This is a genomic window from Amycolatopsis sp. NPDC104863 (genome assembly GCF_055582965.1).
The window spans coordinates 1,884,158-1,903,699 of record NZ_JBVJOW010000001.1 but is presented as its reverse complement, the minus strand read 5'-3'; the positions used below and the strand labels follow the sequence as shown (position 1 = coordinate 1,903,699).

The window sequence follows — 19,542 nt, the reverse complement described above, 5'->3', positions numbered from 1 at the left end:
CGCCTGCCACCCCGGATTCACTCGAACGAGCGACACCGTGGGCTGCTGCCGTCCCGGCGTGTTTCGCGCCTGGAGCAGTCGGGTAGGCCGCAAGCATGACCACCACCAGTGCCGACGTCCCCACCGTGGAGCTGAACAACGGCGTCCGGATCCCGCAGTTCGGGTTCGGCGTCTTCCAGATCCCGCCCGAGGAGACCGCGCGGGCCGTGCGGGCGGCCCTGGACGCGGGGTACCGACACATCGACACGGCGCAGATGTACCGCAACGAAGACGGGGTCGGCGCCGGTGTCGCCGAGTCCGGCCTGGCGCGCGAAGACGTGTTCGTCACGACCAAGCTGGCGAACGACGCGCACGGGCACGACAACGCGATCACCGCGCTCGAAGGCAGCCTGCGCCGGCTGGGCTTCGACTACGTCGACCTCTACCTCGTCCACTGGCCGTTGCCGCAGAAGGACAACTACGTCCGGACGTGGCAGGGCTTCGAGGACATCCTGCGGGCGGGCAAGGCCCGCGCGATCGGGGTGTCGAACTTCCAGCCCGCCCACCTCGACCGGCTCGCCGAAGAGACCGGGACGGTGCCGGCGGTGAACCAGATCGAGCTGCACCCCGCGTTGCAGCAGACGGAACTGCGGGCCTACCACCAGTCCCACGGCATCGCGACCGAGGCGTGGAGCCCGCTCGCGCAGGCCGAGGTGCTCGAAGACCCCGTGCTCGCCGACCTGGCCGAGAAGCACGGGCGGACGGCCGCCCAGATCGTGCTTCGCTGGCACATCCAGCTCGGGAACATCGTGTTCCCGAAGTCGTCGTCGGCCGAGCGGATGCGGGAGAACATCGACGTCTTCGGCTTCGAGCTCGACGACGAGGACATGACTGCGGTCGGCAAGCTCGACGACGGCCGCCGCACCGGACCCGACCCGGAAACCTTCACGGGGTGACCGCGGGGTTTCCCTGCGCAACCCGCCGGGTATTTCACCCGGAGAGGTCCCCCCAGGAAGGAGCGTCCGGCATGGCCACGAACGCGTATCTGTCGTTCCTCGCGATCGGCATCGCGCTGGTCCTGATCGACGGGCAGGTGATCTACCGCAGCGGCCGCCGCTACCTGGAGAACTCCTACGGCAACCCGGCCGCGGGCGCTTCGATGACCCGGCTGGTCACGGTGCTGTTCCACCTGGTGACGCTGGGGGTGCTGGCCCTCGTTTCGACCATCAACCTGGGCGGCAGTGACCTGCCCGGCGTCGTCGGGCGCGTCGGTGTCCTGCTGCTGATCCTGGCGCTGGCCCACGCGATCACGCTCGGTGTGCTCGCCCGCATCCGCGGTGAGCAGGAGGTCGAGGCGGTCGTCCAGCGCGGCAACCGGCCCCAGCAGCCCGACCCGGGCCCGACCGTCAACCCGGTGCCGAGCCAGGAAGCGCGGTACCCGGACGTCAGCCCGCCGCTGGAGAACCGCTCCCCGTACTCCGCGCAGTAGGAGCTCCCGCTTCGAAGGCCGTCACCGGAACCCGGTGGCGGCCTTCGGTGTGTCATTCGGGGACGTCGATCTCGGTGTGCCGGGTGGCCAGTGTCCGGGCCAGGTCCGCCAGCTTGACGTTCAGCTGCTGGGAGGCGTCACGCAACACGTCGAACGCCTCCTCGGCGGTGATCCCGCGGCGCTGCATCAGGATGCCCTTCGCCTGGCCGATGACGTCGCGGCTTTCCAGCGCGCGGCGCAGGTGGGCCGCTTCCAGCTCGGCCGTCGTCAGGGCTTCGGTGTGCGCCAGGGCGAGGGAGGCGTGGGTCGCCAGCAGGAGCGCGGTGTCGACCGCTCGGTCGTCGAACGCGTCCCTGCTGGCCGAGTAGATGTTGAGCGCGCCGGACAGGCGTGGCGGCCGCGCGTCCGGGAGCAGGGCCGTCGCCAGCACCGAGTGGTAGCCGTGCTGGGCGGTGCCCGGGCCGAAGGACGGCCACCGCGGGTCGGTGCCGACGTCCTGGGACCAGCCGATGGCCGGGCCGTCCGGGCGCGCCGACTCGACGCACGGGCCTTCGCCGTGGTCGTACTGCAGCTGGTCGAGCTTAAGAGCGACGGGGTCGGTTTCGACGGGGGTGTGGAACGTGCCGTCGGGCGCGCGCAGCGTGACGCTGACCAGGTCGGCGCCCGGCACGATCGCGACCGCCGCGCCGACGACCAGCTTGAGCACCCCGCCGACGGTCGGCGTCGCGTCGAGCAGCGTCCGGGTGAGGTCGGCGAACTGGGTCGCCAGCACGCCCGCCGCGGCGGGGCCGTCCTGCCCGAAGGCGGCCCGTTCGCGGGCCCACTCGTCTCTGCCGACGCTCATTCGTCCTCGCTGTCCGTCACGGCCGGGGTGGTGCCCCCATTCAACCCGATCCCGGACGGCGGGCGGGTCAACCGGGTGCGCCGGCCGCCCGGCTCAGGGCGGCGCGGGCGCGGTCGACGAACCCCGGGCCCGGCCACAGCTGGTCGGCCTGCGGCATCCGGTCGGCCAAGCCGGGGTGCGGCAGCATCGGCGCGGCGTCGCGGGCTTCGAGGACCTCCTGGCCCAGCTCGTGCCGCCGGTCGGGCGAGCAGCTCAGCCGGATCTGCTTCAGCGCGGCGGGTCCTTCGTCGCGGACGTGCCGGCGCACCGCGCGTATCAGCCCGCCGAGCAGCCGCTCGAAGCGGGTCTCCTGCGGCCCCGCGCCCTCCAGCTGCCGCATCAGGCCGTCGGCTTCGGTGAGGTCGCCGTCGCCCTCGAGGTAGGGCTCTTCGGCGACGGCGTGGCGGACCAGCTCCGCGATCAGGTGGTCGGCGAGGTCCTTGCGGTTCTCCGGGCTGCCCTGGCCGAGCTCGAGCTCGGTGCACAGCCGGTCGAGCTCGCGGTGGTCACCGGCGAGCACCGTGGTCAGATCGGTTGCGGGCTGGCTGCCGTTCATGCACGCTCCTGGTCGCCGGGGGATTTCCCGCCACGGATACCCGCTGCTCGCGCGGCGAATCCCGTGTCGGCCCGGCACCCGCCGGGTACCCGGGGAGGACACCCGGACCCCAAGGAGGTTGACCATGGCAGCGCCGTCGACGGTGACCGAGCGCGAACGCAAGTACGAGATCGTCGCGGGCAGCGGTGTGCCCCGGCTGGTCGGCGTCGCGGGGGTCGAGGCGCAGGACCCGCCGGTCGAACACGTCCTCGACGCCTCCTACTACGACACCGAGACGTTCCGGCTCGCCCGCGGCGGCATCACGCTGCGGCGCCGCGTGGGCGGGCACGACGCGGGCTGGCACCTCAAGCTGCCGGTCTCGGCCGACGAGCGCCAGGAGATCCAGCTGCCGCTCGGCGGCGACGTCCACAAGGTCCCCGGCCGGCTCCGGCGCCTGGTCCGGGCCTACACGCTGGGGGAGAAGCTGGTGCCGATCGCGCACCTGCGCACCGACCGCTTCGAGCACCGGCTCGCCGACGCCGACGGCCGCACGATCGCGACCCTCACCGACGACCACGTGACCGGTGAGGCCGGCGGCGAGAGCGCCCGGCTCGACGAGTGGCGCGAGCTGGAGCTCGAGCTGGACCCGGGGACCGAACCCGGCCGCCTCGACGACTTCGACCGCGCGCTGTCCGAAGCGGGCGCGTCGGCGTCGCCGTGGCCGTCGAAGCTGCGGCGCCTGATCGGCGACCGCGTGCCGGCGGCGCCGCGCCGGCGCAAGAAGCCCACGGCCGGGGCGGTCGTGCTGGCGTCGCTGCGGGAGCACCACGCCCAGCTGCGCCGGGCCGACGTCGGGGTGCGACTCGACGTCGAGGACTCCGTGCACCAGATGCGCGTGGCCACCCGGAAGCTGCGCAGCGCCCTGCGCACCTTCGGGTCCATTGTGGACAAGAAGACGACCGGGCCGCTCACGGCCGAGCTGAAGTGGCTCGGGCAGCAGCTGGCTTCCGCCCGGGACACCGAGGTCACCGAGGAACGGCTCGCCGAGCGGCTCGACGGCGTGCCGCCGGAGCTGGTCTTCGGGCCACTGCGGCAGTTCCTCACCCGCTACTTCGCCCGCGAGGCCGAGGAAGGCCGGACCAAGGCGATGGCGGCGCTGACCGGCAAGCGGTACCTGGCGCTGCTGCGGGCGCTGGACCTGATGCTGGAAGAGCCGCCGCTGACGGCGAAGGCGCGCAAGCCCGCGAAGTCCGGGCTGCGCAAGCCGGTCCGCAAGGCGGCCAAGAAGCTGCGCCGGGCCGAAGCGGCGACACGCGGGCTCGACGGCGAAGAGCTGGAGACGGCCCTGCACGACGTCCGCAAGAAGGCGAAGCGGGCCCGGTACGCCGCGGACACCGTCAAGCCGGTCTACGGCGAGAAGCTGCGCCAGTGGCGCAAGAACGTCAAGACCGCCCAGAGCACCCTCGGCGAGCACCAGGACACCGTGGTGGGCCGGGACGTCCTGCACCACCTCGCCATCGCCGGGCACGGCGAGGGGCAGAACACCTTCACCTTCGGGCTGCTGCACGCCCAGGACGCCGCGACCGCGGAGAAGCTGCGCGAGCGGTTCGCGGGCGAGTGGCGGCGGCTGCGCAAGGGTGACCGCCCCGGCTGGCTGCGCTGACCCACGACGAGAGCCGGTGCCGGCCGTGCCCACGAGGGCACGATCGGCACCGGCTCGCTTTGTCGAACGAGGAAGAAAGGTGAAGCGGGTCCGGGGCCTCAGGCGTCGCCGGTGAGCTTCCCGCGCAGCTGCTCCAGGGTCTGCGAAAGCAGCCGGGAGACGTGCATCTGGGAGATGCCGATGCGGTCGGCGATCTGGGTCTGCGTCAGCCCGCCGAAGAACCGCATCACCAGGATCGCGCGCTCCCGCGCCGGCAGTTCCTGCAGCAGCGGCTGGAGGGCCTCGTGGTTCTCGACCATGGCCATCTCGTGGTCGGGCTCGCCCATCGTGTCGGCCAGCGACAGCGCCTCGGCGTCGTCGTGGACTGGCTTGTCGACGGAGAGGGCCTGGTAGGCGTTGCCGGCGATGAGGCCCTCGCGCACCTCGTCGACGTCGAGGTTCAGGTGCTCGGCCAGCTCGGTCGGCGTGGGCGCGCGACCCAGCCGCTGCGAGAGCGCGGCCGAGCCCTGGCTCAGGGACAGGTGCAGCTCCTTGAGCCGCCGCGGGACCCGCACCGACCAGCCGGTGTCGCGGAAGTGCCGCCGGACCTCACCCATGATCGTCGGCACGGCGAAGGACAGGAAGTCGTGCCCGCGTGCGGGGTCGAACCGGTCGACGGCGTTGATCAGACCGATCCGCGCCACCTGGACGAGGTCCTCGCGGGGCTCGCCGCGACCGGAGAACCGGGTCGCGATGTGCTCGGCGAGCGGCAGCAGCTCGGTCACCAGTCTCGCCCGGACGACGTCCCGCCGCGGGTCGTCGGCGTCGAGCGTCCCCAGCTCGTCGAACAGCGGTTCGCAGTGGGCGTATTCGTCCGGTCGGTGCAGGAGGGTTTTGCGCTCGCCGCTCACGCGCTCGTTCCCGGGTTGAGCACCAGCTCGATCGTGACGATGCCCGCGCCTCCACCGGGGAGAACGTCGCAGTGCGCCGTCACCGAACGGCTCAGCGTGGTCAGGACGTGCCAGCCGAACGTGCGGTCGCTCGGCGGCCGCGGGTCGGTGGACCGGGTCGAAACGACGACGTGCAGCCCCTCGGGCGACTGCCGGAACCGGCAGTGCAGCTGCGAGCCGAGCTCGGCCAGCTGGACGAGCTGCGCGCACGCCTCGTCGACGGCCATCTTGGCGTCCGCGATGGCGTCCAGGCCGAAGTCGGCGCGAGAGACCATGCCGTGGGTGAGCATGCGGACCAGCGGGATCTGCTCCGCCATCGCGGGCAGCCGCAGCTCGACCACCTCGTCCAGCAGCCCGTCGGCCGCCGGCTGGCCGCCCTGCAGGCCGCCACTTCGTGTTTCTTCCATGCCGAAGCTACTACCCATCCGGGGGAACGCTGACACTTGCCGATCAGGGGTTTCCGGTCTGGTCACCGGCCCAGCGCCTTTTCGAGTTCTTTCTTGGACATCTTGGAGCGGCCGTCGATGTTGCGCTTCCTGGCCTCGTTGTAGAGCTGGTCCTTCGTCGGGCCGCCCGGCCCCTTGCCGTTCCCCGACCGCTCGCCGCCGCGCTGCTGGGGCGACTTGTCCTTCAGCGACGTCCTGCTCGCCTGCTTCGACTCGCCGGCCTGGGCGCGGTTCTTGTTCACCGTCCGCGACGCGATCTCCTTGGCCCGCTTGGTGCTCGCGCCGCGGTCTTCGGCGGAGTCCTTGACGTGCTCGTACTGGCGTTCGCGCTTGGCGCTCCACGACTGGGGCATGACCACTCCTTCCGACGCCCGCGGGGTACCCGGCCGGTCGCCGGGCAAACGTCACCCATGACGGTCGGTTACGGCGGACTTCCCCCGGGTACGCGGGGGGCCGACGGAGAGGAGACGCCGATGAAGATCGGCTACACCCTGATGACCGAGCAGACCGGCCCGAACGAGCTGGTCCGGTTCGCCGCCGGCGCGGAGCAGGCCGGCTTCGACTTCGAAGTGATGAGCGACCACTACTCACCCTGGCTCGCCGAGCAGGGGCACTCGCCCTACGCCTGGAGCGTGCTGGGCGCGGTCACGCAGAGCACCGAGCGCGTCGAGCTGATGACGTTCGTGACGTGCCCGACCATGCGCTACCACCCGGCGGTCGTGGCGCAGAAGGCGGCGACCGTGCAGGCGCTCTCCGGCGGCCGGTTCACGCTGGGCCTCGGCGCGGGGGAGAACCTCAACGAGCACGTCGTCGGCCGCGGCTGGCCGCCGGCCAACGTCCGCCACGACATGCTCGCCGAAGCCGTGCAGATCATCGGCGGGCTCTTCGACGGCGGCTCCTTCGACTACGAGGGCAAGCACTTCCGCGTCGACTCGGCCAAGCTGTGGGACCTGCCGGAGAAGCGGACGCCGGTCGGCATCGCAGTGTCCGGCTCGCAGTCGGTCAAGCGGTTCGCCCCGGTCGCCGACGCGATGATCGCCGTCGAGCCGAAGGCCGAGCTCGCGCAGGAGTGGGACGCGACGAAGCCCGGCCCGCCGAGCCGCAAGATCGCGCAGCTGCCGGTGTCCTGGGGCCCCGACCGCGACGCGGCGGTGAAGCGCGCGCACGAGCAGTTCCGCTGGTTCGCCGGCGGCTGGAAGGTCAACGCCGAGCTGCCGGGCCCGGCCGGGTTCGCCGGGGCGACGCAGTTCGTCCGCGAGGACGACGTCGCCGGGTCGATCCCGTGCGGCCCCGACGTCGAGCCGATCGTGGCCGGCGTGCGCGAGTTCGAGCAGGCCGGCTTCACCGACGTCGCGCTGATCCAGATCGGTGGAGACCAGCAGGAGGGCTTCCTCGACTTCGCCGAAAAAGAGCTGCTTCCGGCACTGCGTGGCTAGCCGCGAAGGGCCGTTGCTCCGAACGGACGCGTGCCCCACGACGGCGGTGACCGCTTGCGCCCGGCGTGATCGGGATGCAGTAATCTCGCGCTGGACCCGTTAAAGCGCTAGCGGCCCACTAGTGGCGCGCGCCCGGGTCCTCCCTGGTCTTGAGCGCCCTGAGAACCAGAAGAGGGGCGTTACCAGGATGACGGGCGGCCATGAGCAGCTCACCGCGAGACTGGACGAGGTCACGCTCGCGATGGAGTCGCTGACCGCGATGCTCGACACCGAGCTCGACCTCGGCCAGATGCTGCAGGCGGTGTGCGACCACGTGGTGCAGGTGGTGCCGGGGGCGGACATGGCGAGCATCACGCTGGTCCGGGAGGGCGTGCCGGAGACGGTCGCGAGCACCGACCAGCGGGCGGTCAACTTCGACCGCGAGCAGTACCGGATCGGAGACGGCCCGTGCCTGCGCGCGGCCGAGACGGGCCAGCCGGTGCGTGTCGGCGTCGGCGCTGTCGGGGACCTGTGGCCGCAGTTCGTGTCGTCGGCCGAGCAGCTGGGCGTGGCCAGTTTCCTGGCGGCGCCGCTGACGGTGGACGGCGACATGTCCGGCGCGGTCAACCTGTTCGGCTTCGGCGAGCACGGCTTCAGCGAGTTGGGCACGAAGATCCTCGAGCTGTACACGGCGACGGTGGTGTTCGGCCTCCGCAGCGCCCGCCGCTACTTCGCGGCACGCGAGCTGATCGACCAGCTCAACCGCGCGCTCGAGACCCGCGCGGTGATCGACCAGGCCAAGGGCATCCTGATGGCGGCCCACCGCATCACGGCCGAAGAGGCGTTCCAGCGGTTGGTCAAGCGCTCGCAGGACGGCAACCGGAAGCTGCACGAGGTGGCGGCCGAGTTCGTGGCCGCGGTGGCGACGACCACCGGCTGACGGCGGCCGGGCCCCGGCTAGGCGGTCGGGACCTCGTCGGGTGGGGCTTCCGTCTCCAGCGCCGCCTCCGGGCGGTGCCGGCTGCGCTGGCACGTCGTGCAGACGAGGGTCCGGCCGAGCACCGTCCCGTCGTCCGCGACGACCTGCGCCACGTGCATCGTCGGGAAGCCGCAGACCTCGCAGGGCAGCGAGCCGTCCTCGCGGCTGATGCGGATCTGGGTGCCCATCCGGCCTCCTGTTGTGACGTGGGTCTCACCTACCTTGCCGGTTCCGCCGCCAAAGCCCACTGAATTCACTCGTTCGGCCTAATCGAGGCTGTCTCCGGTGACCCTTTCGGTGCCTCTTGTGTCGCGTGAGGTGCTCCCGGGTAGTCCGCGGGAGAAGGCCTTGACCGGAGGGGAGAACAACATGCGAGACAAGCGGAACGACCTGCGGCCGGTGGCGGACCTCCTCCTGGAGGGCGGGGACACCCCGGAGCAGGCGGAGACGCGCCGCAAGGCCGCGCTGACCGTCGCGGCCAGTGCGAAGGACCCCGATGACTGCGCGTTGCTGCTCGAAATGCTGGGCCTGCACCGGGGTGACGGCCGCAGCAGCGAAGTGGCCTGAGCCGGTTTCGCCGGGACTCGCCGCGGGTATCGGATGGCGGTGAGGAGGTCGACATGGCCAGACCGGTGTGGAGCGGGGCGCTGAGCCTGGGGCTGGTCACCGTCCCGGTGGAGCTGTACCCGGCGGTGGCGGACCACACGATCCACTTCCACCAGTTCGAACGCGGGACGTCCGACCGGATCCGCAACCGCAAGGTCAACGAGCGGACCGGCGACGAGGTCACCCAGGACGAGATCGTCAAGGGGTACAACCTCGGCGGGGGTGACCACGTCCTCGTCGAACCCGACGAGCTGGACGACATCGCGCCCGAGCGGTCCCGGCGGATCGACATCGAGCAGTTCGTCGGCCTGGACGAGATCGACCCCTGGTTCTTCGACCGGACGTACTGGCTCAAGCCCGCGAAAGAGGACTTCGCCAAGGCGTACGGCCTGCTGCTGCGGGCGATGGACCGCAGCGAGAAGGCCGGGATCGCCAAGTTCGTGCTGCGCGGCAAGGAGTACCTGTCGGCGATCCGCGCCGGCGACGGCGTCATGGTGCTCAACACCCTCCACTTCGTCGCCGACCTGCGGAAGCCGAAGGACGTCATGGGCGGGCTGCCCAAGCTGCCGAAGCCGCGGCCGAAGGAGCTCGACATGGCGCTGTCGCTGGTGGACGAGATGACCTCGCCGTGGCGGCCCGAGGACTACCGCGACGAGTACTCCGGCCGCGTCGAGAAGCTCCTCAAGGCCAAGAAGGCCGGCAAGGAGATCACGCACGAGGAGGAGCCGGAGCCCTCGGCCGACGTCGTCGACCTCTTCGAAGCCCTGTCCCGCAGCGTGAAGAGCCGCAAGGGCAGCGGCAAGGCGCCCAAGAAGACGACGAAGAAGCAGCCTGACCTCGGCGAGCTGTCCAAGACCGACCTCGACAAGCTCGCCCGCGAGCAGGGTGTGAAGGGGCGGTCGAAGATGACCCGCGCCCAGCTGGAGAAGGCGCTCAAGGCGTCCTGAGGGAGCGGGTGTGAAGATCTCTCATCCGGACAAGGTGTTCTACCCCGGTGACGGCCTGACGAAGGGGGACGTCGCCGAGTACTACCGGGCCGTGGCCGACGTCATGCTGCCGCATCTGCGCGGCCGCCCGCTGACGCTGCGGCGCTACCCTGACGGCATCGAAGGCCAGAGCTGGTTCCAGAAGCACCCGGGAGAGCACTTCCCGGACTCGATCCGCGTCGAGCGAGTGCCCCGCAGCGGCGGCGGCATGGACGAGTACGTCGTCTGCGAAGACGCCGAAACGCTGGACTACCTGGTGAACCAGGGCAGCATCGAGTTCCACGTCTGGCTGTCCACTGTGGACGCACCGGAGCGCCCGGACCGGCTCGTGCTGGACCTCGACCCGCCGGAGGGCACCCCGGTCACCGAGCTGCGCGCGGTCGCGCGGCGGATCCGCGACCACTACGAGCGGGCCGGGCTCACCGCGTTCGTCCAGGCGACCGGCGGCCGCGGCTTCCACGTGCTGGCGCCCCTCGACGCGAAGGCGGACACGGAAGTCGTGCTGGAACTCTCCCGCGCCCTGGCCGGCGCCGTGGCCGCGGACGACCCCGACCGGCTGACGACGGCCCAGCGCAAGGAGAAGCGCGGCGACCGGATCTTCCTGGACGCCAACCGCAACGGGTACGCGCAGACGTTCGTCGCGCCCTACTCGCTGCGCGCCCGCCCGGGCGCGGCCGCCGCGACCCCACTGGACTGGCGGGAGCTGGGCAAGGCCGACCCGGCCGGCTGGGGCCCGGCGCGGGAAAAGCAGCGGCTGGCGCGCAAGGCCGACCCGTGGCGGGACCTGGACGAGCACGCGGGATCGGCGGAAGCGGCGTTGAAGCAGCTCAGTTGAGCGTTTCGGGCCCCGGCAACGAAGGTCGAGGTCGCGACCCGCTGGACACCCCGACGACCTCGCCGAGCACTACACACCCGGGGTCGCCGACAGTGTGCAGGACGCCCTGCGCGGCGCGGACGTCTTCGTCGGGGTGAGCGCGGGTGGCCTCCTCGAACCGGACGACGTCGCCGCGATGGCGGACCGCGCGATCGTGTTCGCGCCGGCCAGCCCGGACCCGGAGGTCGACCCCGGGCGGCGCGGGGTCACGCGGAGATCGTCGCGGCCGGCCGCAGCGACCAGCCCAACCAGATCAACAACGTGCCGGCGTTCCCCGGGATGTTCCGCGGGCTGCTCGCTGGCCGACGTCGTGGGGGAGGACCTGGAGCCGGGGCACGTCGTGCCGAGCGTGTTCGACGAGGCGCTGGTGCCCGCGATGGCCGAGGCGGTCGCGGGCGCGGCGAAGGCGGCCGAACAGTCCACTGTGGACCTACCGGCCGCCTGCTCAGTGGGAGTCGGCGGTCGGGGTCGTGTCGCCCTCGGTGGACTTGTGCGTCTTCTCGCTGCGGGCGATGTGCCAGGCGACCAGCGCGCCCGCGCTGACCGTGCCCCACAGCACGAGGGCGGCGTCGCGGGCGAAGAGACCGACGACGAGCATCACGACCGCCGTCACGTCGCAGAGGACGAGCAGGAGGTTCGCCCGGGTGACCCGGCGTGGCCGCCGGCCGCTGAAGGCGGCGGCGAACGCGGGGTCGCTCGCCTGCAGCCCGGCTTCGATCTCGCGAAGGGCGTGGCGTTCTCGCTCCGGCAGCATGGGTGGCCTCCTCGCCTCGGCTATCGAAGTGGTACCCGCTCCGCGCCCGGCCGAAGCGGTCTTTCGGCGGGAAAATCAGTGGTTGTCGCGGGGGATGCCCTTCGTGGCGGCAATCCGCTGGTACGTCACGGCCGGGCGCAGCACCATGCCGTCGCACAGCTGGTCGACCATCGAGCGCTGGATCTCCTGCCACGGTGTCTGCGCTTCGGGCACCGGGTACCCACCCGACTCTGCCAGCTCCTTGTGCCGCAGCGCGAGCTCTTCGCCGGGAATGAGCACGTTCGCGGTCCCGGCCGAGAGGTCGATCCGCACCCGGTCGCCGGTCCGCAGCACCGCGAGCCCGCCGCCGGCCGCGGCCTCGGGGGAGGCGTTGAGGATCGACGGCGACCCGGACGTGCCCGACTGGCGGCCGTCGCCGAGGCAGGGCAGCTCGTGCACCCCGCGCTTGATCAGCTCGGCGGGCGGGCGCATGTTGACCACCTCGGCCGAGCCCGGGTAGCCGAGCGGGCCGGTGCCGCGCATCACGAGCAGTGAGTGCTCGTCGACACCGAGGTCCGGGTCGTCGATGCGGGCGTGGTAGTCCTCCGGGCCGTCGAACACGACGGCGGTGCCCTCGTAGACGCCGCCCGCGAGGTAGCGCCGCCGGAACTCGGGGGAGATGACGCTGGACTTCATGATCGCGGCGTCGAAGAGGTTGCCCTTGAGGACGAGGAACCCGGCGTCCCCGGTGAGCGCCGTGTCGAAGGTGCGGATGACGTCGCGGTCGCCGGCCTCGGCGGCGCGGCAGTTGTCGCCGAGCGTGCGGCCGTTGACGGTGCCGGCGTCCTCGTGGATCAGCCGGTGCCGCATCAGCTCGTGCACCACGGCCGGGACGCCGCCGGCGCGGTGGAACTCCTCGCCGAGGTACTTGCCGGCCGGCTGCAGGTCGACCAGCAGCGGGACGGCGTGGCCGAGCCGCTGCCAGTCCTCGAGCGGCAGGTCGACGCCGATGTGCCGGGCGATCGCGCCGATGTGGATGGGCGCGTTGGTCGAGCCGCCGATCGCGGAGCTCACCACGATGGCGTTCTCGAACGCTTCGCGCGTCAGGATGTCCGACGGCTTGAGGTCCTCGCGCACCATCTCGACGATCCGCAGCCCGGTGCGGTAGGCCATCCGCGCGCGGTCGCGGTGCGGCGCCGGGATGGCCGCGCAGCCGGGCAGGCTCATCCCGAGCGCTTCGGCGAGCGCGTTCATCGTCGACGCCGTGCCCATGGTGTTGCAGTGCCCCGGCGACGGCGCGGACGACGCGACGAGCTCCATGAACCCGGCGTCGTCGATCTCGCCGGCGGCCAGCAGCTCCCGGGCCTTCCAGACGATGGTCCCGGAGCCGGTGCGCTCGCCGTTGTGCCAGCCGTTGAGCATCGGCCCGCCGGAGAGCACGATGGCCGGGAGGTCGACGGTCGCGGCGGCCATCAGGCAGGCCGGGGTCGTCTTGTCACAGCCGGTGGTCAGCACGACGCCGTCGATCGGGTAGCCGTAGAGCGTCTCGACCAGGCCGAGGTAGGCGAGGTTGCGGTCCAGCGCGGCGGTGGGGCGCTTGCCGGTCTCCTGGATGGGGTGGACGGGGAACTCGATGGCGATCCCGCCCGCCTCGCGGATGCCTTCCCGGGTGCGGTCGGCCAGCTGCAGGTGGTGCCGGTTGCAGGGGGAGAGGTCGGACCCGGTCTGGGCGATGCCGATGATCGGCTTGCCGGACTGCAGCTCTTCCCTGGTCAGGCCCCAGTTCATGTACCGCTCGAGGTAGAGCGCCGTCATTCCGGGGTCGGCCGGGTTGTTGAACCAAGCTTCGCTGCGCAGTCCCATACCGGCCAGTTTGGCATAGGTGTAGGGCCCTTCCGGCACCCCGAAGCCTTCATTGTGACTACGGCCGACGGCGCCGCGTCAAGGCGGGAAAGATGCCTTGACCCGGTGCCGTCGGCCGTGTTCTGGCTTCGGATCGGGGTGCGGGAGGGGGTCTGGGTCCTCGTCAGCCCAGGCCGTTCAGCCCGATCACCCGTGAGTACCAGTGTGCGCTCTGCTTCGGGGTGCGCTGCTGGGTTGTGTAGTCGACGTGGACCAGGCCGAACCGCTTTGCGTAGCCCTCCGCCCACTCGAAGTTGTCCAGCAGTGACCAGTAGAAGTAGCCGCGTAGGTCGACGCCCGCCGCGATGGCGTCGTGCGCTGCTCGGAGGTGGGAGTCGAGGAATGCCACTCGGTCGGTGTCGACGATGTCGCCGCCGTCGGAGATGACGTCGGGGTATGCCGCGCCGTTCTCGGTGATGTACAGCGGCACCCGTCGGTAGCCGCGGTGGACCTGCAGCAGTGACTCCGTCAGGCCCGCCGGCTGGACCTCCCAGCCGGAGTCGGTGTGTGCTGCCGCCGGGTCCGGGACGAAGTGGACGTCGCCCGCCCCGACCCACTCCGGGCCCGCCGGCTCGCTGCCCGGCACCGGGCGGCCCGCCACGCGGTAGTCGCGGTAGTAGTTCACGCCCAGCCAGTCGACGGGCGCGCCGATGACTGCGGCGTCCTCGTCCCGCACGACCGAGCCCAGCCCGAACGGCGCGAGGTCGGCGACCAGGTCGTCCGGGTAGCCGCCGCGCAGCACCGGGTCGAGGAACAGCCGGTTCTGCAGCCCGTCGATGCGGCGGCACGCGGCGACGTCGGCGACGTTCGCCGGGTCGTGCGGGACGACCGGGTAGAGGTTCAGCGTGATGCCCGCCGGGACGCCCGGCGCGTGCCGGCGGATCACGTCCATCGCCAGCCCGTGGCCCAGCAGCAGGTGGTGCGTCGCGGCGACGGCGGCGGGGTGGTCGGTGCGGCCGGGCGCGTGGATGCCGCCCGCGTACCCGAGCATCGCCGCGCACCACGGCTCGTTGAGCGTCGACCAGCTGGCGACGCGGTCACCGAGCCGGGCGAGCACCGTCTCGGCGTAGTCGGCGAACCGGAACGCGGTGTCGCGCGCCGTCCAGCCGCCCTTGTCCTCCAGCGCCTGGGGCAGGTCCCAGTGGTAGAGCGTCGCCCACGGCTGGATCCCGGCCTCCAGGAGCCGGTCGACCAGGCGGTCGTAGAAGGCGAGCCCGGCGGTGTTGGGGGCGCCGCCGTCCGGGCGGACCCGTGGCCACGCCAGCGAGAACCGGTAGGCGCCGAGGCCGAGCCGGCGCATGAGGTCGACGTCTTCGCCGTAGCGCCGGTAGTGGTCGGCGGCCGGGTCGCCGGTGTCGCCGCCCACGACCGCACCCGGACGGCGCGCGAAGACGTCCCAGACCGAGTCGGTGCGCCCGTCGGCCGTGGTGGCTCCTTCCACCTGGAACGCCGCGGTGGCGGCGCCCCAGACGAAGCCGGGCGGGAACATCGACGCGGTCTCCGCCCGAACGCTGTCGGGATGTACGGACATGGTCACCCTTTCACGGCACCTTGCATGATCCCGGCCACGATCTGGCGGCCGAGGAGGACGAAGACGATGAGGATCGGGATGGTGGCCAGGGTCGTGCCGGCCAGCACCAGCGAATAGTCGACGTAGTAACCGCTCTGGAGCTTCTCCAGCGCCACCTGGACGGTCGGGTTGCCCGCGTCCAGGACCACCAGCGGCCAGAGGAAGTCGTTCCAGGACGTCATGAACGTGAACATCGCGAGGATCGCCGCGGCCGGGCGCACGGCGGGCAGGCAGACGTTCCAGAAGATCCGGATCATGCTGCAGCCGTCGACGCGCGCGGCCTCGATCAGCTCGTACGGCAGCGCGTCCACTGTGTACTGGCGCATCCAGAAGACACCGAACGCGGTGACCAGGTTGGGCACGATCACCGCCTGCAGGCCGCCGGCCCAGCCGAGCTCCGACATCGCGATGAACAGCGGGATGATGCCGAGCTGCGTCGGCACGGCGAGCGTGACGACGATGAACACGAACATCCCGTTGCGCCCCTTGAAGCGCAGTTTCGCGAAGGCGAACCCGGCCAGCGAAGAGAACAGCACCGTGGTGAGCGTGACCGTGCCGGACACGATCACGCTGTTGGCCAGCGCCTTCCAGAACGGCACGGTGTCGAAGACGCGGGCGGCGTTGGCGAAGAAGTTGCCGCCGGGCACGAACGGCGGGATGCGCTCGGTGAGCATCCCGTTGTCGCGGCTGGCCACCAGGAACGACCAGTAGAACGGGAACAGGGAGCCGAGCACGAAGATCGCCAGGACGATGTACGTCGCCTTGCGCGGTTTCCCGAGCGTGGCGACGGACTTGCGCAGTCCACTTTGGAGTGTGGTCATTTCTTTTTCACCGCCGGGGTCCGCGCGAGCCGGCCGGTGAGGAAGAAGTTCACCAGCGCGATGAGCACGATGATCACGAACAGCACCCAGGCGATCGCCGAGGCGTAGCCGAGGTTGTAGTTCTCGAACGCCGACTGGTAGAGGTACAGCGTCACGGTCTGGAACTGGTTGGTCGAGCCGCCGTTGTTCGACCCCGGCAGGGCGTCGAACAGCTTGGGCTCGGTGAAGATCTGCAGGCCGCCGATCGTCGAGGTGATGGTGACGAAGACCAGCGTCGGCTTCAGCAGCGGCAGGGTGACAGCTGTGAACCGGCGCCACGTGCCCGCGCCGTCGATCAACGCCGCCTCGTGCAGCTCCTTCGGGATGGCCTGCATCGCCGCCAGCACGATCAGGGCGTTGTAGCCGGTCCAGCGCCAGTTCACCATGATCGCGATCGCGACGTGGCTGCCGAACCGGCTGGCCTGCCAGTCGACCGGGTCGAGCCCGATCGTCTGCAGCACGCCGTTGATCAGCCCGTACTTGGGGCCGAACAGGTTGGCGAAGATGATGCCGATCGCGACGAGGCTCGCGGCGTACGGCAGCAGGATGCCGACGCGCCAGCCGGTGGCGCCGCGCAGCCGGGCGCCGAGCAACGCCGCCAGCAGCACCGCGATGATCAGCTGCGGGACGCTGGAGAGCAGGAAGATGCTGATCGTGTTGGTCAGCGCGTTCCAGAACTGGCTGTCGGCGAACAGCTCCTTGAAGTTGTCGAAGCCGATGAACTCCGGGTTGTCGTCCCCGGCCTTCCAATCGAACAGCGAGACGTAAGCGGTGTAGAGCAGCGGGAACAGCCCGACGATCCCGAACACGACGAAGAACGGCGCGACGTAGAGGTACGGCGATACCTTGACGTCCCACCGGCTCAGCTTGTGCCGGAAGGTGGGCCGGGAAGACACTCGCTTCCCGGCCGTACTCCCTTCCGGCGCGACCTTGTCGATGACGGTCATGAGGTCAGCGGGTGATCTTCTTCGCCGAGTCGACCAGTTGCTGCCAGCCGTCCGCCGCCGACTTGCCCTGTTCGACCGCCTGCAGCGCCGGGCTGGAGGCGTTCTCTTGGATCTGGCCGTCGCCCGGGCCCTTGTACTGCGGCTTCTGGACCTTCTTGGCCTGCTCGGCGAACAGCTCGCCGACCTTCGCGTCGCCGAAGTAGGCGTCGGTCTGGCTCAGCAGCGCGGGGTCCGACAGCGCCTTGACCTGGCTCGGGAAGGTGCCCTTGGCCTGGAACGCCTTGATCTGCTGCTCCGGCGCGGTCAGCCACGCGGCCAGCTCGGCGGCTTCCTTCGGGTGCTTCGACTGCGTCGGCACGGTCAGGTACGAGCCGCCCCAGTTGCCCCCGCCGCCGGGGAAGGCCGCGGTGACCGCCCACTTGCCCGCGTTCTCCGGGCCGGCCTGCTCCTTGATCACGCCGAGCATCCACGCGGGGCACACCTTCGTGGCGAACGCGCCCTGCTTGAAGCCGGTGTTCCACTCGTTGCTGAACGCGGTCAGCTTGGCCGACTCGCCCTTGGCGACGGCGTCGGTGACCTTCGTCCAGGCGTCCTTGATGCCCTGGTTGCCCTCGACGGCGAGCTTGTCGTCGGAGCCGATGTAACCCTGGGGGAGCTGGTTGACCATCGCGTTGAAGTTCTGCGCGGCCGAGTCGAACCAGGCCTTGCCCTTGGTCTTCGAGACGTAGTCGGCGCCGGCGGAGAAGTAGCTGTCCCAGCTGGCGAACAGCGGCTTGACGGCCTCGGGGTCGGTCGGCAGGCCCGCCGCGGCGAACATGTCCTTGCGGTAGCACATGGCGAGCGGGCCGATGTCGGTGCCGTAGCCGATGACCTTGCCGTCCTTGGTCTTGGCGGCGTCGTACTTCCAGCCGAGCCAGCGGTCGGGGGAGGCGTCGGCGGGGCCGATCTTGCTCAGGTCGTTGAACTTCGAGCCCTTGTCGAGGACGTCGGAGAGGTGGCCCTCCTCGACCGCGGAGACGTCGGCGAGACCGGAGCCGGCGGCCAGCTTGGTGATGAGGTCCTGGTGGTACGGGCCGCCCTGGCCGGTCTTGCGGTGGGTGATCTTGATGTTCGGGTGCAGCCGCTCGTACTCCGGGATGAGGGCCTCGTAGCCGAACTCGGTGAACGTCGCCAGCGTGAGGTCCACGTGCTCGTTCGGACCCGCTGCCGCCGGGGTTTCGTCACCGCCGCCACCGCAGGCCGTGGCGCCGAGCGCCGTCATCGTGATGCCCAGTGCCAGGACCAGGCCGTTCCGGATCGTTCTCACGTGTCCAACCACCTTGTTGACGGGAATGAGCGCTCCTACTGCTGGGAGCCGGACTGGGAGCGCTCCCAGGTGTCGCAGAGTCTGGTTGGGGCCTCGACCGGTGTCAAGGGGTCGTAACCGGAGCGTTTCCTGCGAGGAGCGCTCCCGGACTTTGCGCACGAGTGCCGGTTAAGCTGTCCGCGTACAGGTGGTGGCGGGAGCGAGGGCGGTAGGCGTGGGGCCTCGAGCAGGGGATGAAGAACGGCCGACACTGGAGGACGTCGCGGCGTTCGCCGGCGTGTCGCGGTCGACGGCGTCGCGCGCGTTGAACGACGACGCGTACGTCAGCGCGGCGGCGCGCGAGAAGGTCCTCGCCGCGGCCCGCGACCTGGGCTACTCCCCGAACCAGGCGGCGCGGTCGCTGGTCACCCGCCGGACCGGGGCGATCGCGGTGGTGCTGTCGGAGCCGGAGGCCCGGCTGCTCGACGACCCGTACCGCACCGCCGTCATGCGGGCCGGCTACCGCGAGCTCGCCGACGTCGGCCGTCAGATGGTGCTGATCTTCAGCGACACGCGCGAGGACCTGAGCAAGACCGTCCGGTTCCTGGAGGGCGGGCACGTCGACGGCGCGCTGGTGTTCGCGCCGCACCGCGCCGACCCGCTGCCCAAGGCGCTGCGGCTGCTGCGCATCCCGGTGGTGTTCGGCGGGCAGGCGGCCGGCATCCGCCGCGGGGTGCACGTCGTCGACTTCGACAACGAGGGCGGCGCCCGGCTGGCCGTGGAGCACCTGGTCGCGGCCGGACGGCGGCGGATCGGCACCATCGCCGGGCCGCAGGACCAGAGCGCCCCGATCGACCGGCTCGCCGGCTGGCGCAAGACCCTCCTCGACGCCGGCCTCGACCCCGCCGACCTGGCCGAAGAGGCCGACTTCACGCTGGCCGGCGGCGCTTCGGCGATGTCGGCCCTGCTCACCCGGCAACCGGACCTCGACGCGGTGTTCGTCGCCAGCGACATGATGGCGGTGGGCGCGTTGCGCACCCTGGACGCGGCCGGCCGCCGCATCCCGGAGGACGTCGCGGTCGTCAGCTTCGACGACAACGCGACCCTGGCCCCGGCGATGGACCCACCCCTGACGTCGGTCCACCAGGACCCGCGCGAGCAGGTCCACGCGATGGTCGAGACCCTGATCCAGCTGCTCGACGACCAGAACCTCAAGCCGCGGCAGCAGATCCTCCCGGTCTCCCTGGCGGTCCGCGCCTCCAGCTGACCCCCGTGTCGACCCCCCAATCACGCGTGTCGACCTCCTGATCACGCGTGTCGACCCTTCCCGCACGGGCCGACCGGCGAACTCATGTGTCTGAAGGGTCGACTCACGTGATTGAAGGGTCGACACGCGTGATTGAAGGGTCGACACGGCCGGGGGCGCCGGTGGCTGGGAGCGATCCCGCCTGAGGTGCACGC

Annotated in this window: 22 protein-coding genes; 9 read left to right on the top strand and 13 right to left on the bottom strand. The window is 71.1% G+C overall.

Annotated elements, in window-relative coordinates:
• The first annotated feature begins 95 nt into the window (after positions 1-95).
• Together ACZ63J_RS08415 and ACZ63J_RS08410 are read left to right on the top strand one after the other, a co-directional pair.
• The gene (locus tag ACZ63J_RS08415) at positions 96-935 is read left to right on the top strand and encodes an aldo/keto reductase (protein WP_465398643.1); all 840 of its coding nucleotides are present in this window, start codon (positions 96-98) and stop codon (positions 933-935) included.
• A gap of 71 nt (positions 936-1,006) precedes the next feature.
• Entirely contained in the window at positions 1,007-1,468 is a 462-nt protein-coding gene (locus ACZ63J_RS08410; protein ID WP_465336843.1) for a hypothetical protein, read from the top strand.
• Positions 1,469-1,520: 52 nt separating this feature from the next.
• Here ACZ63J_RS08410 and ACZ63J_RS08405 read toward each other — a convergent pair whose 3' ends face one another.
• On the bottom strand, positions 1,521-2,312 hold the full coding sequence (locus ACZ63J_RS08405; protein ID WP_465398642.1) for an ANTAR domain-containing protein: 792 nt from the start codon (positions 2,310-2,312) through the stop codon (positions 1,521-1,523).
• Between the two features lie 67 nt (positions 2,313-2,379).
• The gene (locus ACZ63J_RS08400; RefSeq protein ID WP_465398641.1) at positions 2,380-2,907 is read right to left on the bottom strand and encodes a hemerythrin domain-containing protein; all 528 of its coding nucleotides are present in this window, start codon (positions 2,905-2,907) and stop codon (positions 2,380-2,382) included.
• 124 nt (positions 2,908-3,031) lie between these two features.
• On the opposite strand from ACZ63J_RS08400, the gene ACZ63J_RS08395 reads away from it, so the two are divergent.
• Positions 3,032-4,549 carry a CYTH and CHAD domain-containing protein gene (locus ACZ63J_RS08395; RefSeq protein ID WP_465398640.1) on the top strand — a complete coding sequence of 506 codons (1,518 nt, stop codon included), beginning with the start codon at positions 3,032-3,034 and terminating at the stop codon, positions 4,547-4,549.
• 98 nt (positions 4,550-4,647) lie between these two features.
• On the opposite strand, the gene ACZ63J_RS08390 is transcribed toward ACZ63J_RS08395, so the two are convergent.
• The 3 genes from ACZ63J_RS08390 to ACZ63J_RS08380 all read right to left on the bottom strand — a co-directional run bounded on the left by ACZ63J_RS08390 (position 4,648) and on the right by ACZ63J_RS08380 (position 6,277).
• Complete coding sequence (locus tag ACZ63J_RS08390) at positions 4,648-5,439, bottom strand: SigB/SigF/SigG family RNA polymerase sigma factor (RefSeq protein WP_465312415.1); 792 nt, start codon at positions 5,437-5,439, stop codon at positions 4,648-4,650.
• The gene (locus ACZ63J_RS08385) at positions 5,436-5,885 is read right to left on the bottom strand and encodes an ATP-binding protein (RefSeq protein ID WP_465398639.1); all 450 of its coding nucleotides are present in this window, start codon (positions 5,883-5,885) and stop codon (positions 5,436-5,438) included. Before ACZ63J_RS08385 ends, ACZ63J_RS08390 begins: the two co-directional genes overlap by 4 nt.
• Before the next feature lie 62 nt (positions 5,886-5,947).
• Positions 5,948-6,277 (bottom strand): plasmid stabilization protein, encoded by a 330-nt coding sequence (locus tag ACZ63J_RS08380; RefSeq protein WP_465398638.1) that lies wholly within the window; start codon positions 6,275-6,277, stop codon positions 5,948-5,950.
• Between the two features lie 120 nt (positions 6,278-6,397).
• On the opposite strand from ACZ63J_RS08380, the gene ACZ63J_RS08375 reads away from it, so the two are divergent.
• Together ACZ63J_RS08375 and ACZ63J_RS08370 are read left to right on the top strand one after the other, a co-directional pair.
• Positions 6,398-7,360, top strand: coding sequence for a TIGR03557 family F420-dependent LLM class oxidoreductase (locus tag ACZ63J_RS08375; protein WP_465398637.1), 963 nt, complete (start codon positions 6,398-6,400; stop codon positions 7,358-7,360).
• Between the two features lie 187 nt (positions 7,361-7,547).
• Entirely contained in the window at positions 7,548-8,279 is a 732-nt protein-coding gene (locus ACZ63J_RS08370; RefSeq protein WP_465312411.1) for an ANTAR domain-containing response regulator, read from the top strand.
• A 17-nt stretch (positions 8,280-8,296) separates the two neighbouring features.
• Here ACZ63J_RS08370 and ACZ63J_RS08365 read toward each other — a convergent pair whose 3' ends face one another.
• A complete protein-coding gene (locus tag ACZ63J_RS08365) occupies positions 8,297-8,506 on the bottom strand; it encodes a hypothetical protein (protein WP_465398636.1) in 210 nt (69 codons plus the stop codon).
• A 181-nt stretch (positions 8,507-8,687) separates the two neighbouring features.
• On the opposite strand from ACZ63J_RS08365, the gene ACZ63J_RS08360 reads away from it, so the two are divergent.
• From ACZ63J_RS08360 to ligD, 3 genes are read left to right on the top strand one after another with little or no spacing between them, the layout of a single operon-like run.
• On the top strand, positions 8,688-8,885 hold the full coding sequence (locus ACZ63J_RS08360; protein ID WP_465312409.1) for a hypothetical protein: 198 nt from the start codon (positions 8,688-8,690) through the stop codon (positions 8,883-8,885).
• A gap of 53 nt (positions 8,886-8,938) precedes the next feature.
• Complete coding sequence (ku, locus tag ACZ63J_RS08355; RefSeq protein WP_465398635.1) at positions 8,939-9,871, top strand: non-homologous end joining protein Ku; 933 nt, start codon at positions 8,939-8,941, stop codon at positions 9,869-9,871.
• A 10-nt stretch (positions 9,872-9,881) separates the two neighbouring features.
• Positions 9,882-10,745 carry a non-homologous end-joining DNA ligase gene (gene ligD / locus ACZ63J_RS08350; RefSeq protein ID WP_465398634.1) on the top strand — a complete coding sequence of 288 codons (864 nt, stop codon included), beginning with the start codon at positions 9,882-9,884 and terminating at the stop codon, positions 10,743-10,745.
• Between the two features lie 69 nt (positions 10,746-10,814).
• Here the strand turns inward: ligD and ACZ63J_RS08345 are convergent, their stop codons facing one another.
• The 7 genes from ACZ63J_RS08345 to ACZ63J_RS08315 form a co-directional block, all read right to left on the bottom strand.
• On the bottom strand, positions 10,815-11,207 hold the full coding sequence (locus ACZ63J_RS08345; protein WP_465398633.1) for a hypothetical protein: 393 nt from the start codon (positions 11,205-11,207) through the stop codon (positions 10,815-10,817).
• A 22-nt stretch (positions 11,208-11,229) separates the two neighbouring features.
• The gene (locus ACZ63J_RS08340) at positions 11,230-11,538 is read right to left on the bottom strand and encodes a DUF3040 domain-containing protein (protein ID WP_465398632.1); all 309 of its coding nucleotides are present in this window, start codon (positions 11,536-11,538) and stop codon (positions 11,230-11,232) included.
• Positions 11,539-11,613: 75 nt separating this feature from the next.
• The gene (locus ACZ63J_RS08335) at positions 11,614-13,380 is read right to left on the bottom strand and encodes an IlvD/Edd family dehydratase (protein ID WP_465398631.1); all 1,767 of its coding nucleotides are present in this window, start codon (positions 13,378-13,380) and stop codon (positions 11,614-11,616) included.
• A gap of 163 nt (positions 13,381-13,543) precedes the next feature.
• On the bottom strand, positions 13,544-14,950 hold the full coding sequence (locus ACZ63J_RS08330) for a GH1 family beta-glucosidase (RefSeq protein ID WP_465398630.1): 1,407 nt from the start codon (positions 14,948-14,950) through the stop codon (positions 13,544-13,546).
• Positions 14,951-14,952: 2 nt separating this feature from the next.
• Positions 14,953-15,810, bottom strand: a complete 858-nt coding sequence (locus ACZ63J_RS08325; protein WP_465336826.1) for a carbohydrate ABC transporter permease — start codon at positions 15,808-15,810, stop codon at positions 14,953-14,955.
• Positions 15,807-16,796, bottom strand: a complete 990-nt coding sequence (locus ACZ63J_RS08320) for a carbohydrate ABC transporter permease (RefSeq protein WP_465336824.1) — start codon at positions 16,794-16,796, stop codon at positions 15,807-15,809. Before ACZ63J_RS08320 ends, ACZ63J_RS08325 begins: the two co-directional genes overlap by 4 nt.
• 4 nt (positions 16,797-16,800) lie before the next feature.
• Positions 16,801-18,102 (bottom strand): ABC transporter substrate-binding protein, encoded by a 1,302-nt coding sequence (locus ACZ63J_RS08315; RefSeq protein WP_465398629.1) that lies wholly within the window; start codon positions 18,100-18,102, stop codon positions 16,801-16,803.
• A gap of 250 nt (positions 18,103-18,352) precedes the next feature.
• Here ACZ63J_RS08315 and ACZ63J_RS08310 point away from each other — a divergent pair, with 250 nt between their 5' ends.
• Positions 18,353-19,348: a LacI family DNA-binding transcriptional regulator gene (locus ACZ63J_RS08310; protein ID WP_465337464.1), complete on the top strand. Its 996-nt coding sequence runs from the start codon at positions 18,353-18,355 to the stop codon at positions 19,346-19,348.
• Positions 19,349-19,542: the final 194 nt, after the last annotated feature.